This is a genomic window from Trichlorobacter sp. (genome assembly GCF_030247655.1).
GTDB lineage: Bacteria > Desulfobacterota > Desulfuromonadia > Geobacterales > Pseudopelobacteraceae > Trichlorobacter.
The window spans coordinates 1-12912 of record NZ_JAOTRZ010000074.1; the positions used below are offsets into that span (position 1 = coordinate 1).

The 12912-nt window shown below is 52.1% G+C and carries 16 protein-coding genes; 5 read left to right on the forward strand and 11 right to left on the reverse strand.

Annotated elements, in window-relative coordinates:
• Position 1: 1 nt before the first annotated feature.
• Positions 2-484: a 3-isopropylmalate dehydratase small subunit gene (locus OEL57_RS08425; RefSeq protein WP_300739578.1), complete on the forward strand. Its 483-nt coding sequence runs from the start codon at positions 2-4 to the stop codon at positions 482-484.
• A gap of 54 nt (positions 485-538) precedes the next feature.
• Positions 539-724: a twin-arginine translocase TatA/TatE family subunit gene (locus OEL57_RS08430; protein ID WP_300739580.1), complete on the forward strand. Its 186-nt coding sequence runs from the start codon at positions 539-541 to the stop codon at positions 722-724.
• A gap of 7 nt (positions 725-731) precedes the next feature.
• Here the strand turns inward: OEL57_RS08430 and OEL57_RS08435 are convergent, their stop codons facing one another.
• The 11 genes from OEL57_RS08435 to OEL57_RS08485 form a co-directional block, all read right to left on the reverse strand.
• Positions 732-1655 carry a TIGR01212 family radical SAM protein gene (locus OEL57_RS08435; protein ID WP_300739582.1) on the reverse strand — a complete coding sequence of 308 codons (924 nt, stop codon included), beginning with the start codon at positions 1653-1655 and terminating at the stop codon, positions 732-734.
• A gap of 61 nt (positions 1656-1716) precedes the next feature.
• Positions 1717-2133 carry a F0F1 ATP synthase subunit epsilon gene (locus tag OEL57_RS08440; RefSeq protein ID WP_300739584.1) on the reverse strand — a complete coding sequence of 139 codons (417 nt, stop codon included), beginning with the start codon at positions 2131-2133 and terminating at the stop codon, positions 1717-1719.
• 48 nt (positions 2134-2181) lie between these two features.
• A complete protein-coding gene (gene atpD / locus OEL57_RS08445; protein ID WP_300739586.1) occupies positions 2182-3597 on the reverse strand; it encodes a F0F1 ATP synthase subunit beta in 1416 nt (471 codons plus the stop codon).
• Between the two features lie 52 nt (positions 3598-3649).
• Positions 3650-4516 carry an ATP synthase F1 subunit gamma gene (gene atpG, locus OEL57_RS08450; RefSeq protein ID WP_300739588.1) on the reverse strand — a complete coding sequence of 289 codons (867 nt, stop codon included), beginning with the start codon at positions 4514-4516 and terminating at the stop codon, positions 3650-3652.
• 18 nt (positions 4517-4534) lie between these two features.
• Entirely contained in the window at positions 4535-6043 is a 1509-nt protein-coding gene (atpA, locus tag OEL57_RS08455; protein WP_300739590.1) for a F0F1 ATP synthase subunit alpha, read from the reverse strand.
• 8 nt (positions 6044-6051) lie between these two features.
• Positions 6052-6594 carry an ATP synthase F1 subunit delta gene (gene atpH, locus OEL57_RS08460; protein WP_300739592.1) on the reverse strand — a complete coding sequence of 181 codons (543 nt, stop codon included), beginning with the start codon at positions 6592-6594 and terminating at the stop codon, positions 6052-6054.
• Positions 6591-7193 carry a hypothetical protein gene (locus OEL57_RS08465; protein ID WP_414718509.1) on the reverse strand — a complete coding sequence of 201 codons (603 nt, stop codon included), beginning with the start codon at positions 7191-7193 and terminating at the stop codon, positions 6591-6593. Before OEL57_RS08465 ends, atpH begins: the two co-directional genes overlap by 4 nt.
• A gap of 4 nt (positions 7194-7197) precedes the next feature.
• Positions 7198-7623: an ATP synthase F0 subunit B gene (locus OEL57_RS08470; RefSeq protein WP_300739594.1), complete on the reverse strand. Its 426-nt coding sequence runs from the start codon at positions 7621-7623 to the stop codon at positions 7198-7200.
• Between the two features lie 147 nt (positions 7624-7770).
• Positions 7771-8619: a ParB/RepB/Spo0J family partition protein gene (locus OEL57_RS08475; RefSeq protein ID WP_300739595.1), complete on the reverse strand. Its 849-nt coding sequence runs from the start codon at positions 8617-8619 to the stop codon at positions 7771-7773.
• Positions 8612-9385 carry a ParA family protein gene (locus OEL57_RS08480; RefSeq protein WP_300739596.1) on the reverse strand — a complete coding sequence of 258 codons (774 nt, stop codon included), beginning with the start codon at positions 9383-9385 and terminating at the stop codon, positions 8612-8614. Before OEL57_RS08480 ends, OEL57_RS08475 begins: the two co-directional genes overlap by 8 nt.
• Before the next feature lie 94 nt (positions 9386-9479).
• Positions 9480-10367, reverse strand: a complete 888-nt coding sequence (locus OEL57_RS08485) for an RluA family pseudouridine synthase (protein WP_300739597.1) — start codon at positions 10365-10367, stop codon at positions 9480-9482.
• Positions 10368-10448: 81 nt separating this feature from the next.
• Between OEL57_RS08485 and OEL57_RS08490 the strand changes: the two genes are divergently transcribed.
• The 3 genes from OEL57_RS08490 to OEL57_RS08500 all read left to right on the forward strand — a co-directional run.
• Entirely contained in the window at positions 10449-11051 is a 603-nt protein-coding gene (locus OEL57_RS08490) for a class I SAM-dependent methyltransferase (protein ID WP_300739598.1), read from the forward strand.
• Positions 11041-12177: a bacteriohopanetetrol glucosamine biosynthesis glycosyltransferase HpnI gene (hpnI, locus tag OEL57_RS08495; RefSeq protein WP_300739600.1), complete on the forward strand. Its 1137-nt coding sequence runs from the start codon at positions 11041-11043 to the stop codon at positions 12175-12177. Before OEL57_RS08490 ends, hpnI begins: the two co-directional genes overlap by 11 nt.
• 81 nt (positions 12178-12258) lie before the next feature.
• Positions 12259-12912, forward strand: a 654-nt coding sequence (locus OEL57_RS08500; RefSeq protein ID WP_300739601.1) for an MlaE family lipid ABC transporter permease subunit, incomplete at its 3' end; no start/stop codon positions are given.

Genomic DNA, 12912 nt, shown 5'->3' on the forward strand with positions numbered 1-12912 from the left:
TATTAATACTGACGAGATTATTCCAGCCAAGTACCTGACTGAGATCACCAAGCAGGACCTGCAACCGTACATGCTCGAAGACCTTAAGCTGGACGGATTTGATCCCAAGGGTGAGAAAACCTCGCAAGCCCGTGTTGTCGTGTCCCGGGAGAACTTCGGCTGCGGTTCATCCCGCGAGCATGCTCCCTGGGTCTTTGAAGTCAATAACATCACTGCGGTGGTGGCAGAGTCCTTTGCCCGTATCTTCCGCCAGAACATGTTTAACTGCGGCATGGCAGCCATTGAACTGCCCAAGGCAGACCTTGATCTACTCTTCTCACATGCCCAGGATGCTGACGCCTCCATGAACATTGATATTGAGGCTCAGACCCTGACCATGACCGGTGGTGGCAAGCAGAAAACCTTCAACTTTGAGCTGTCACCCTTTGACAAGGCCCTGGTTCTGGCTGGCGGCTGGGTGGATTACGCTGACACCAAATATTGATTTTTCATGCAGCACCTGCCATACTCTCGTCACAACGCTCTTAAGGAGGCTGTAATGTTTGGATTTGGCATGCCGGAACTGATTGTTATTCTGGTGATTGTACTGGTGGTATTCGGGGCAGGTCGCCTGCCTGAGATCGGCTCTGCCTTTGGCAAGAGTATCAAGAATTTTAAGAATGCTTCAGATGGTAAGGATGAGATCGAAATAAAGCCAAAGAAGGATGATGAACACAAAGCGTAAGTTAATGCTATAGATGGTTTTCTGACAGCCGGCATCCCTGCCGGCTGTTTCTTTTAGCAAGCTCTGCATCAATTTGATTTAACACTTCAAGCTTACGTCGTGACCAATCAGGTGCGACAAGCTCTGTACGACCATCCCCCATCAAGCGATGAATCACTATTTCAGGATCAAGCAGCTCCAGCGCATCAACCAGCAACGTTACGTATGCATCGCGGTCCATCAATGCCAGTGTGCCTGCCCTATGCTGCTCTTCAAGCAAACTGCCCTTCAAAACATGCAAATGATGCAACTTAACCCCATCAACACCGAGACGGTTCAACTCCTCCACCGATGCCAGCATCTGATCACGTGATTCACCGGGCAGCCCCAGTATCAGGTGGGCACAGATGCGTATTCCTTTCTGTTTACAGCGTTTAACAGCCTCTATAAAACAGGCATGATCATGACCACGGTTGATCGTCTTCAGGGTCTGATCATGCATGGTCTGCATCCCCAGCTCAAGCCACAGATAGGTTCGTTGGTTAAGTTCTGCGAGCAGGTCAAGCACTGCATCAGGCAGGCAATCAGGACGTGTGCCGATAATAAGTCCGACAATGTCTTTGTCGGCCAGGGCGGTTTCATACAGCTGACGCAACTCATCCGCTGCTGCATAGGTGTTACTGTAGGCCTGAAAATAAGCCAAAAACTTTTCGGCCCTGAACTTTCTCACCAGATACGCTTTACTCTTCTGTAACTGCTGCTGTAACGGCAGTTCAGTAGGAACACCTACCGCTGCCGCGCCACGATCACCACAGAAGGTACAGCCACCTGTTCCCAAGCTGCCATCACGATTGGGACAGCTAAAGCCGGCATCCAGAGAAACCCGTTGCACCCGGCAACCAAATTGGTGCCGCAGTTCTTCTGTGAAAGTTTTATAGCGTTTAGTGGTCATGGCAATAAAAAAAGGAGCGACATTACTGCCGCTCCTGTATTCCTCGGTTGTTTAAGCTGTATTATTTGCGTGCAGCCTTGCCGGCTACCTGCATCCGAATCAGTGCGCGCTCAAGAGCAGCTTCGTATACCTTGAACTGTTTGTCCTCAGCTGTCAGCTTCTTAAGGGCATCCTCTGCACGGCCAAGAGCTGCTTTAGCACGGTCAAGGTCGATCTCATCAGAACGCTCGGCAGTTTCAACCAGGACAATAATTTTATCGTCCTGAACCTCGAAGTAGCCCCAGTTAAGAGCCATGCTGACAGCGACACCATCTTTTTTGTAGCAAAGCTCACCGATATTAAGCGAGGTCAGGAAAGGTGCATGACCCGGCAGTACGCCAAACTCACCCATTTTACCGGTTGCTGTCACTTCATCCACCAGCTCATCAAGCACCTTGCTGTACGGTGTGACTATTTCAAGCTTCATCTTTTCAGCCATTGTATGGAGCTCCGTTGGGACAGATGTTCTGCCCTGCCAGGTAATAAATTATACAGCTGCCAGTTTAGCGGCTTTTTCAATCGCCTCTTCAATGGTACCAACCATATAGAAGGCCTGCTCAGGGAGGCTGTCATGCTTACCGTCTACGATCTCCTTGAAGGCCTTAATGGTGTCCTTCAACTCAACGTACACGCCAGGTGAACCGGTAAATGCCTCTGCAACGTGGAACGGCTGGGACAGGAAGCGCTGAATCTTACGGGCACGGGCAACAACCAGCTTATCCTCTTCAGACAGTTCGTCCATACCAAGGATGGCGATGATGTCTTGGAGATCCTTGTACTTCTGCAACACATACTGTACGGAACGAGCAACCGCATAATGCTCATCACCGATTACCTGTGGATCCAGAATCCGTGAGGTGGAATCCAGTGGATCCACGGCGGGATAAATACCAAGTTCTGCAATCTGACGGGAGAGAACGGTGGTTGCATCCAAGTGGGCAAAGGCGGTTGCCGGAGCAGGGTCTGTCAAGTCGTCGGCAGGAACGTAGATGGCCTGAACCGAGGTAATGGAACCCTTCTTGGTTGAGGTAATACGCTCTTGCAATTCACCCATTTCAGTTGCCAAGGTAGGCTGGTAACCAACCGCAGAAGGAATCCGTCCAAGTAGAGCGGAAACTTCGGAACCGGCCTGGGTAAAGCGGAAGATATTATCGATGAACAGCAGCACGTCCTGATTCTCTTCATCACGGAAATATTCAGCAACTGACAGAGCGGTCAGAGCAACCCGTGCACGGGCACCTGGGGGCTCGTTCATCTGGCCGTACACCAGAGCAGCCTTATCAAGAACTCCGGATTCTTTCATTTCCATCCAGAGGTCGTTACCTTCACGGGTACGCTCACCAACACCGGCGAATACCGAGTAACCACCGTGCTGCTTGGCAATGTTGTTAATCAGTTCCATAATCAGAACGGTCTTGCCGACGCCGGCACCGCCGAACAGGCCGATCTTACCGCCCCGTGCATAGGGAGCAAGCAGGTCAACAACCTTGATACCGGTGGTAAAGGCTTCAACCTTGGTGGACTGGTCTTCAAAGGCAGGCGCTTCACGGTGGATCGCGTACTCTTTTTCATTGCCGATCGGACCCATTTCATCAACAGGCTCACCGATAACGTTCATGATCCGGCCCAGAGTCTTGCGGCCAACCGGTGCGCAGATCTGCTTGCCGGTATCGATAACAGCCTGACCACGCGTGAGACCGTCGGTGGAGTCCATGGCGATGGTACGCACAGAGTTCTCACCCAGATGCTGCGCAACTTCAAGCACCAGGTTGTTCTCACGGTCATCAATGGCCGGATTGGTCACTCTTAGAGCGTGATAAATCTCCGGCAACTTACCGGGCTCAAACTCGACGTCAATAACTGCGCCGATAACCTGTGAAATTTTACCGATATTTTGACTCATGGAACCATGTCCTCCTGCGGCCCTGGGGCCTCATATAGTGATTCGTTTGTAATTATCCCTTAATCGATTCAGCGCCTGAGATGATTTCCATCAGCTCGGTGGTAATGGCTGCCTGACGAGCGCGGTTGTACTGCAGGGTAAGCTTGCCGATCATCTCCGAGGCGTTCTTTGATGCACTGTCCATGGCGGTCATACGGGCACCATGTTCTCCAGCTACTGATTCAAGCATCGCCTTAAAGATCTGAACTTCAATATTCTTTGGCAGAATCTGGGTCAGTAGGTCATCAACCGATGGCTCGTAAATAAACTCAACGCCTGCCTCATCAACGGCACCCTTTTCTTCAGGCTCGATTGGCAACAGCTGCTGAAAGGTAATATCCTGGGTCATGACGGTGCGGAAGGAGTTAAACAGCATCACAACCTGGTCATACTCTTCTGTCAGATAGCCCTCGATAACGTCCTGTGCAAGCATTGCAGCTGTCTGATAGTTAGGCTTGGAAAGGATATTAGAAAAATTTTTGTAAACCGTGTGACGGTTTTTCAGAAATTCATACCCTTTACGACCGACCGTCATGATTGAAATCTGCTCAAACTCAGCCTGCTTCTCTTTGATATAACGCTCACCGGCCTTGCAGAGGTTTGAGTTAAAACCACCGCACAGACCACGATCTGAGGTTACGACAATCAACAGCAGTTTTTTTGCATCACGCTTTTCCAGAAGGGGATGCAGATCACCTTCCAGATTACCTGCCAAAGACTGCAGCACTTCACCCATCTTCTGAGCATAGGGACGTGCAGCTACCACGTTTTCCTGTGCGCGGCGAAGTTTGGCAGCCGAAACCATCTTCATGGCCTTGGTTATCTGGCGCGTATTTTTTACGGATACAATCCGCTTTTTAATGCTTTTAAGGCTCGCCATGTCTCAAACCGTCCTTGTTTAAGCGGTAAATTCCTTCTTGAACTGATCAAGGGCACTAACCAGCTTGGCCTTCAGGTCATCACCGATTGCCTGCTTGTCACGCAATTCAGCGAGTACATCTGCCTGACGGTTATCAAAGAATGCGTACATTTCAACTTCATAACGCTTCAGTGCTGATACTGCATAGTCATCCAGGTAGCCGTTGTTGGCGGCAAAGATAACCAGAACCTGCTTCTCGTTCGGAACCGGACGATACTGAGGCTGCTTGAGAATTTCAACCAGACGCTCACCACGGGCAAGCTGCATCTGGGTTGCCTTATCCAGGTCAGAACCGAACTGGGCAAAGGCAGCCATTTCACGATACTGAGCCAGGTTAAGACGCAGCGTACCGGCAACCTGCTTCATTGACTTGGTCTGAGCAGATCCACCAACCCGTGAAACCGACAGACCGACGTTGATCGCCGGACGTACACCGGAGAAGAACAGGTCTGATTCAAGGTAGATCTGACCGTCTGTAATGGAAATAACGTTGGTCGGAATGTAGGCGGAAACGTCACCGGCCTGTGTCTCGATGATCGGCAGGGCGGTCAGAGAACCGGCACCACACTCATCGGACAGCTTACAGGCGCGCTCCAGCAGACGGCTATGCAGATAGAAAACGTCACCAGGATATGCTTCACGGCCTGGCGGACGACGAAGCAGCAAGGAAAGCTGACGATACGCAACAGCTTGCTTGGAAAGGTCATCATAGATAATCAGAGCGTGCTTCTTGTTGTCACGGAAGTACTCACCCATGGTTACGCCGGTGTACGGTGCAATGAACTGCAGCGGTGCAGACTCGGAAGCGGTGGCGGCAACAACAATGGTGTAATCCATGGCGCCGTGCTCGGTCAGCTTGGATACAACCTGAGCAACCGTTGAACGTTTCTGGCCGATGGCAACATAGATACAGACAACATCGCCACCTTTTTGGTTGATGATGGTGTCAATGGCAACAGCGGTCTTGCCGGTCTGACGGTCACCAATGATCAACTCCCGCTGACCACGACCGATTGGAACCATAGAGTCAATCGCCTTGAGGCCGGTGGCCATCGGCTGATGAACCGATTTACGGGCAACAATACCAGGTGCCTTGATCTCTACCTTGCTGAAGGTGCTGGTGTTGATCGGACCTTTACCGTCAATTGGCTGACCAATGGCGTTAACAACGCGGCCAATCAGGGCATCACCAACCGGTACCTCGGTAATCCGGCCAGTTCGCTTGACCGTATCGCCTTCTTTGATCTCGGCAAATTCACCAAAAATAGCGGCACCGACGTTATCTTCCTCAAGGTTGAGAACCATACCGGATACGCCGCCGGGGAATTCCAGCAGCTCACCGGCCATGGCGCCAGCCAGGCCATGGATACGGGCAATACCGTCTCCGATGGAGATAATGGTACCGGTCTCCGATACCTCTACCTCTTTGCCATACTCGTTGATCTGTTTCTTGATGATTTCGCTAATTTCTTCGGCTCTGAGTTCCATAGAAGCGTTTACCCCTTCTGTAGTATATCGTGAATCCGTGCTAACTGAGTTTTAACACTGCTATCATAGGCGATATCGCCGATCTGTGTAACAACACCACCGATCAGAGATTGATCAACCTTCACCTGTGGCATTACTTTTTTACCAGTCTTCTGCTCCAGCGCACCTTTAATGGCATTGATCTGGGTATCATCCAATGCAAAAGCGGTAGTAATTACCGGACGTATCACACCGGACTGTTCATCAGCCAGCGTCTCATAGGTCTCGACAATTTGCGACAGACAGGCGACCCGGTTCTTATCCACCAGCAACAAAAGAAAATTTGCCACCAGCTCCGAGCATTGCATACGTGCAATCAGATCACGCATGATCTGTTTCTTTTGATCTGCAGTAAAGGCAGGGTTACCAAATGCAGCCCGTAGCTCTGCGCTACCTGCAAAAACCCCGTCTACCACCTTCAGCTCCTGGCTGAAACGATCAACCAGATCTTTTTCCGAGCCAAGCTGGACCAGCGCCTTGGCATACCGTCTGGCAATGGCGTTATTGATCACAGTTGCACCACCTTCCCAAGGTAATCCTGTACAAAGCGGTCATGGTCAGCCTTCTGCACGGCACCACCAAGTTTGCCACCGGCCAGTTCAACCGCAAGCCGGGCAGCTTCTACACGCAGTTCTGTGCGAGCCTTCGAGACCTCTTGATCAGCAGCCTGAGCAGCCTGCACCGCAACCTTGGCAGCAGCAGTCTGTGCCTCAGCAATAATACGCTGCTTCTCTGCCTCAGCCTCTTTCAGCATGGCAGCACGCAACGCATCAACTTCCTGATTAGCCTTTTCAAGCTTGTCAGTATATTCTTTCAGCTTGGCCTCAGCTGTTTCACGAGCTTCACGAGCCTCACGAAGATTTTTTTCAATCTGCTGCTGACGCTCAGCCAATGAACCCTTTACATTAGCCTTTTTCAGTGCCCAAATCACAATTCCAACAAGTAGCGCAAAATCAACTACCCGCCAGCCAAAGTCTTTCAGCTGCGCACCGCTATCAGGATGATGCTCACCACCGCCTGAAGCAATGGCAAGTACAGGAACCAGGATAGCGACAACAACAGCCAGACCGGAGAGAATTCTTTGCATACGGCGATCATTCTGAATCAGCATGGGCTTACAGACTCCTCCCCAGAATTTTCTCACAAATATCGCCCGACAGGACATCCACCTGCTTTTGCAGCAGAGTACGTGCCTCGGCAGATTCTTTGGCCACCCGCTCACGAATCGAAGCGATTGACGCTGCAGCATCCTGACGTGCCTTGTCCAACAACGACGCCTCTTCTACCTGGGCTTCTTTCACCAGCTCAGCCCGTTTGGCGCCAACTTCAGCCTTGGCATCACGCAGACGCGCCTCGTACTGAGCTACCTTTTCCTGCACCTGCTGATCCACAGCGACTGCACGCTCGCGGGCAGACTGGATCTCCTGCCGACGCTGGGCAAGCAGCGCCCTGATCGGCTTGTACAGAAAGATATTCAGAACAAGAGCCAGAAGTCCGAAGTTTACAATCTGGACAGCAAATGCGAGATCGAGATTGATCACGGCCTACCCCTTAACCTACGGTGAATTGTATACTGTATCCCACAAAAACAAACCTGACTGAATAGTCAGGCGTAAACGTTGGTTAGCTATCACGGTTAAACACAGGCTGTCAATTAAAAAAAGCGGTTTATTTGTTGTGGCAACGGGTTACGACTGAAGCAGGTCGATAATGCGGGTCAGTTCATCCGATGAATTGAAGTGTATTTCGAGCGCACCTTTTCCACCACTGTTCCGACGAATGGCGATCCTGGTTTGGAACTGCTTCTGCAGCTGTTCCTCCAGAGAAACCATCAAGAGATCGGGCTGACGGGCAGGCTTCTGAACAACCCGCGTGCCCCGCTTAAGCTTGTTAACCAGCTCTTCTGTCGCCCTGACACTCAGCATCCTATGCAGAATTTCATGGCGCGCCTTCTGAACCAAATCTTCATTTTCCAGCCCCAGCAACGCCCGTGCATGCCCCATTGAAAGCCGTTCTTCAACCACATCCTTCTGAATTTCATCCGGCAAACGCAGCAGACGCAACGCATTGGTCACGGTTGTACGGTTTTTACCAACCCGTTTTGCCACCTCATCCTGGGAGATGCCGAAATGCTCCACCAATGACTTATAGGCTTGGGCCTCTTCAATGGCATTCAGATCTTCACGCTGGATATTCTCAATCAGAGCCAGCTCCATGACCGCATCTTCACTGGCCTCACGGATAACCACCGGCAGTTCGCGCAGCCCTGCCTTTTGCGAGGCGCGCCAACGACGCTCACCGGCAATGATCTCGTAGTAGCCATCCTTCTTGGTGACTACCAGCGGCTGAATGATTCCTTTTTCACGGATTGAGGATGCTAACTCTTCCAGCTTATCCGCTGCAAACTGCTTGCGAGGCTGGTTGCGATTCGGCCTGATTTGCTCGATGGGACAGAGAAAATAGTTTTTATCTTCGGCAACTGACATAACCGGCAGTAATGCCGCCATCCCCTTACCCAGACCACCTTTTTTAAGCATTGATTACCTCCCGCTGAATCAGCTCACGGGCCAGCTGCAGGTATGCAGTGGCCCCTTTGGAGGTAATATCATAATAGATGATCGGCTTGCCGTGACTTGGCGCCTCAGAAAGTCGCACATTTCGAGGGATTACCACCTCAAAGGCTTCTTTCGGAAAGTGAGTCCGAATCTCATCCTCCACATCCTTGGACAATCGGTTGCGGGCATCGGCCATGGTCAACAGAATGCCTTCGATTGTAATGCGGGGATTCAAACCTTTTTGCACCAGGCGGATGGTATTAAGGATCTGAGACAGGCCTTCCATTGCATAAAACTCGCACTGCAGCGGAATCAGGACCGTATCAGCAGCGGTCATGGCGTTCACGGTCAGCAGACTTAAGGATGGCGGACAATCAATCAGGATATACTGATAACGTTCCTGCAACAGCGACAAGGCATTCTTTAGCTTCTGCTCACGCCCTGTTTCAGTGGCCAGCTCCAGCTCAGCACCGGCAAGATCAGCAGTTGCAGGCAGGATATGCAGGTAGGGATGGCCAGTATCAACCACCAACGACGCAGGATCTGCATCATTAATCAGCAAATCATAGACCGAATGTTGCAACTGAGCCTTGTCGACCCCGACACCACTGGTGGCGTTACCCTGAGGATCAATATCCACTAGCAGGGTTGGCCGTTCAGCAGCAGCCAGCGCAGCAGCGAGGTTGATGGCGGTGGTGGTCTTCCCCACACCACCCTTCTGATTTGCAATGCAGATAATTTTTGACATAACCTGTTGTTCGATCTGAGGAAATTTGAAATTACACGAGTCTGCTGCGAGTTCGGAACCGTACCATAAAGCAGTGAAGCCTGCAAAGAACTTTTTATGATGTAAGCGCAGTGTCCCAGCAACGGCCACAACGGGCAATAAAGGCACTGTCCGGCAACGCCTTCAGGCTACAGGGCTGCCCGTTCCGTCCGGCAAATTGCAACCCGACACAGTGCAACATGAGTCTTTCAGACGCCACCCCGCCGTAGGTGGTATCGCCCACTATCGGAAAGTCGGCTGCTGAAAGGTGAACCCGAATCTGGTGTGTGCGGCCAGTGCGGGGAAACGCTTCAACCAGCGTCAACCCGTCTGCGGCAGCAAGCAGATGAAAGTCGGTCAGGGCTGTTCGGCCTTCAGAGATGATACCCCAGCGCGCACTGCCCAGCTTGCCGATTGCACCATCCGCTGACCAACGCTGCTCAGCAGGTTCCCCTGCAACCAGCGCCAGATAGCGCTTATGGATGTCACCCTTCTTAAACAGCTCCGAGAGCCAGGCCGCTGCCTGACGATGTTTGGGGAACAGCATCAGTCCTGAGGTTCCCCGGTCAAGCCGATGTACCACCCGTACCGGCTCCTTGATCCCCTGGCGGACAAACTCTTCAGCGACCCAGTATTCCAGGGTTCCTTTCAGCTGGTAGGGTGTACGCTGACTGGCAATACCTGATGGCTTATTGATTGCCAGCAGATCCTTATCCTGATAAACGATCGCCTCTGGCGGCAGCACCAGCTCTTGAAACCGGCCCTGTTCCATAAAACCGACCGCCAGCTGATCTTCGGCCTTAACGCCACGGGAAGCCACCCGTACCATGGTCTGATTAACCGCGCAACCGCCCCGGTCAATGATTCGTCTGGCCTCACCCTTACTGACCCCTGCCAGCTGGGCCAAGACGTCATCAAGGCGTTGGCCAGCCATATCTATTGTGACACTGAATATCTTGATCATAGCCTTCTCTACCACGAAGCCAGCTTGAATCGCAAATAAACCTGTTGGCAGCTGCCCGATGAGTTTGCTACTCTGCCGCCCATGTCATCAGCCAAAGACTCACATCCCGTCCTGCGCGGCCCGGTTCCCCTCACTCATCTGTTGCTACGACGGTTTATCCAATCTGGCAACCGTGTTGCTGACGCCACCTGCGGTAATGGCAAGGACACCCTGCTATTGGCTGAGCTGGCGGGGAAAACCGGCCATGTCTGGGCCTTTGATATCCAGCAGGAGGCCCTTGACCGCACAGCCCAACGCCTGACAGAACAGAACCTGCAGCAACGAGTAACGCTACTACAGACTGGCCATGAACGGTTGCTGGGACTGGTAGATGCTCCACTGCATGCAATTATATTCAATCTGGGCTGGCTACCGGGAGCTTCGCGAGAGGTTGCCACCTGTACCGCCACCACCCTGACCGCCCTGGAGGCATCACTACAGCTACTGGCACCGGCTGGCCTGGTGCTGATTACCTGTTACCCTGGCCATGCAGGCGGAGATCAGGAGGCTGCAGCTGTGCAGGACTGGGCAGCGGGCCTTTCTTCACGCAGCTATTTTGTCTGGCGGATGGGACAACTGAATGTGACCTCTGACGCCCCCTTCTGCCTGCTGATTCAAGATGGAAGAATCGCTGATGCCAAGTAGTCTGCTCCCCTTTCTTGCCGTTCTGCCAGCCAGCATCTACTCCCTGCTCACCTTGTGGTGCGGCTGGTTGTTTTTCAAGGAACAAGGCGCTCCAGACAAACGACACGACACAGCTATCTCAATCCTGAAACCGGTTAAAGGTATGGATGAAGGCAGTTATGAAAACTTTGCCTCGTTCTGTCGGCAAGAGTATATGGCGCCGCTACAGCTGATCTTTTGCGTTGCTGCTGCCGATGATCCGGCAATCAAGATTATCCAGCAGTTGATGACTGTTTTTCCCCACCATGACATCTGCCTGAATATTGATCCGACCATTCACGGCCCCAATTACAAGGTTTCCAATCTGATCAACGCCTTTCCCAAGGCAAAATATGATCTGCTCATGATCTGCGACAGTGACATTCGGGTGGAACCGACATTCCTGCAATCGGTCACCGCACATTTCAGCGCATCTAACATTGGCCTGGTCACCTCCCCCTACCGCAGCTCAACCGTACATGGCGCTATCACCGCCTTTGAAGCGCTGGCCTTCACCTCTGAGATGGTACCCAACGTAGTAACCGCGCTGAAGCTGGAAGGCCTCTCCTTTGCCCTAGGGGCAGCCATGACCTTCCGCCGCCAGGCGTTACAGGATATTGGCGGCCTGAAAGCACTGGTGGACTATCTGGCCGATGACTATCAACTGGGTAATCAGATACATCGTGCGGGCTGGCAACTGAAGCTGGATCACCAGTTTGTGGAAAGCATGCTGAAACCTGAAAGCCCGACAATAATTTTTTCACGCCAACTGCGCTGGGCCCGCACCATGCGGGTCAGCCGCCCTGGAGGTTATCTGGCCTCCGGCATTACCCTGCCAGGCCTGGCCATTATTGCTGCATTCCTCACCGGACCGCCCCTTTTGGCCCTGTCCGCCATCAGCCTGCTTTACCTGACCCGCTTGAGCGTTACTTCGGTATTCAGCCGTTGGTATGTCCGCGACAATCTGCTCCCTGCCTGGGCCTGGCTACTCCCCTTGAGAGATCTGCTTGCTTTCGGTACATGGCTGTTGGCCTTTACCGGAAATCGCGTCAACTGGCGTGGACACTGTTTTTTGATCTCACCAAACGGAAAACTTAAAGAGCTATAATCCTATTACTTTACAACGCCATAACTTCTCTCTATAGTAGTCAGCCGCTTAAAATAATCCAAAGGCATCTCAACGAGACAAATGATCAACTTTTTACGGGCCATAGGTCGCCGGACCATCGCGCAACTGCAAGAACTGGGCAACTGTGGCCAGTTTCTGGCCTATGCCCTCTACTCCCTCCTGCGCCGTCCCGGGCGACCGGTACATATACTGAAACAGATCAATTTCATTGGCACAAAATCCCTGTTTGTGATTGTGCTGACAGCCGCGTTTACCGGCATGGTGCTGGGGTTGCAAGGCTACTACACCCTGACCAAATTTGGTTCCGAAGGGATGCTGGGTACCGCCGTGGCGCTATCTCTGATCCGTGAACTTGGTCCGGTTCTCTCGGCCCTTATGGTGACTGGCCGGGCAGGCTCAGCCATTACCGCTGAAATCGGCATCATGCGGATCAGCGAGCAGATTGACGCCCTGGAAACCATGGCGCTGGATCCTTATAAATATCTTATTTCACCTAAATTTATTGCTGCCATGATCGCCATGCCGCTGCTCTGTGGCATCTTTGATGTAGTGGGCATCTACGGCGGCTGGGTGGTTGGTGTCAAACTGCTCGGCGTTAACCCCGGCGCCTATTTCAGTGAAATGTATAAATCCGTTGAGTGGAAGGATGTCTACTCAGGTTTCGTAAAATCGTACTCCTTTGGCATTATTATCGCCTGGATCGGCTGCTATAAG

Bases quoted from the DNA above. Each gene is read 5' to 3' on its own strand.
- OEL57_RS08465 (WP_414718509.1), bottom strand. From the start codon at position 7,193: ATGCTGATTCAGAATGATCGCCGTATGCAAAGAATTCTCTCCGGTCTG.
- hpnI (WP_300739600.1), top strand. From the start codon at position 11,041: ATGCCAAGTAGTCTGCTCCCCTTTCTTGCCGTTCTGCCAGCCAGCATC.
- OEL57_RS08475 (WP_300739595.1), bottom strand. From the start codon at position 8,619: ATGCTTAAAAAAGGTGGTCTGGGTAAGGGGATGGCGGCATTACTGCCG.
- OEL57_RS08490 (WP_300739598.1), top strand. From the start codon at position 10,449: ATGTCATCAGCCAAAGACTCACATCCCGTCCTGCGCGGCCCGGTTCCC.
- atpA (WP_300739590.1), bottom strand. From the start codon at position 6,043: ATGGAACTCAGAGCCGAAGAAATTAGCGAAATCATCAAGAAACAGATC.
- atpD (WP_300739586.1), bottom strand. From the start codon at position 3,597: ATGAGTCAAAATATCGGTAAAATTTCACAGGTTATCGGCGCAGTTATT.
- OEL57_RS08430 (WP_300739580.1), top strand. From the start codon at position 539: ATGTTTGGATTTGGCATGCCGGAACTGATTGTTATTCTGGTGATTGTA.
- OEL57_RS08485 (WP_300739597.1), bottom strand. From the start codon at position 10,367: ATGATCAAGATATTCAGTGTCACAATAGATATGGCTGGCCAACGCCTT.
- OEL57_RS08440 (WP_300739584.1), bottom strand. From the start codon at position 2,133: ATGGCTGAAAAGATGAAGCTTGAAATAGTCACACCGTACAGCAAGGTG.
- atpG (WP_300739588.1), bottom strand. From the start codon at position 4,516: ATGGCGAGCCTTAAAAGCATTAAAAAGCGGATTGTATCCGTAAAAAAT.
- OEL57_RS08435 (WP_300739582.1), bottom strand. From the start codon at position 1,655: ATGACCACTAAACGCTATAAAACTTTCACAGAAGAACTGCGGCACCAA.
- OEL57_RS08480 (WP_300739596.1), bottom strand. From the start codon at position 9,385: ATGTCAAAAATTATCTGCATTGCAAATCAGAAGGGTGGTGTGGGGAAG.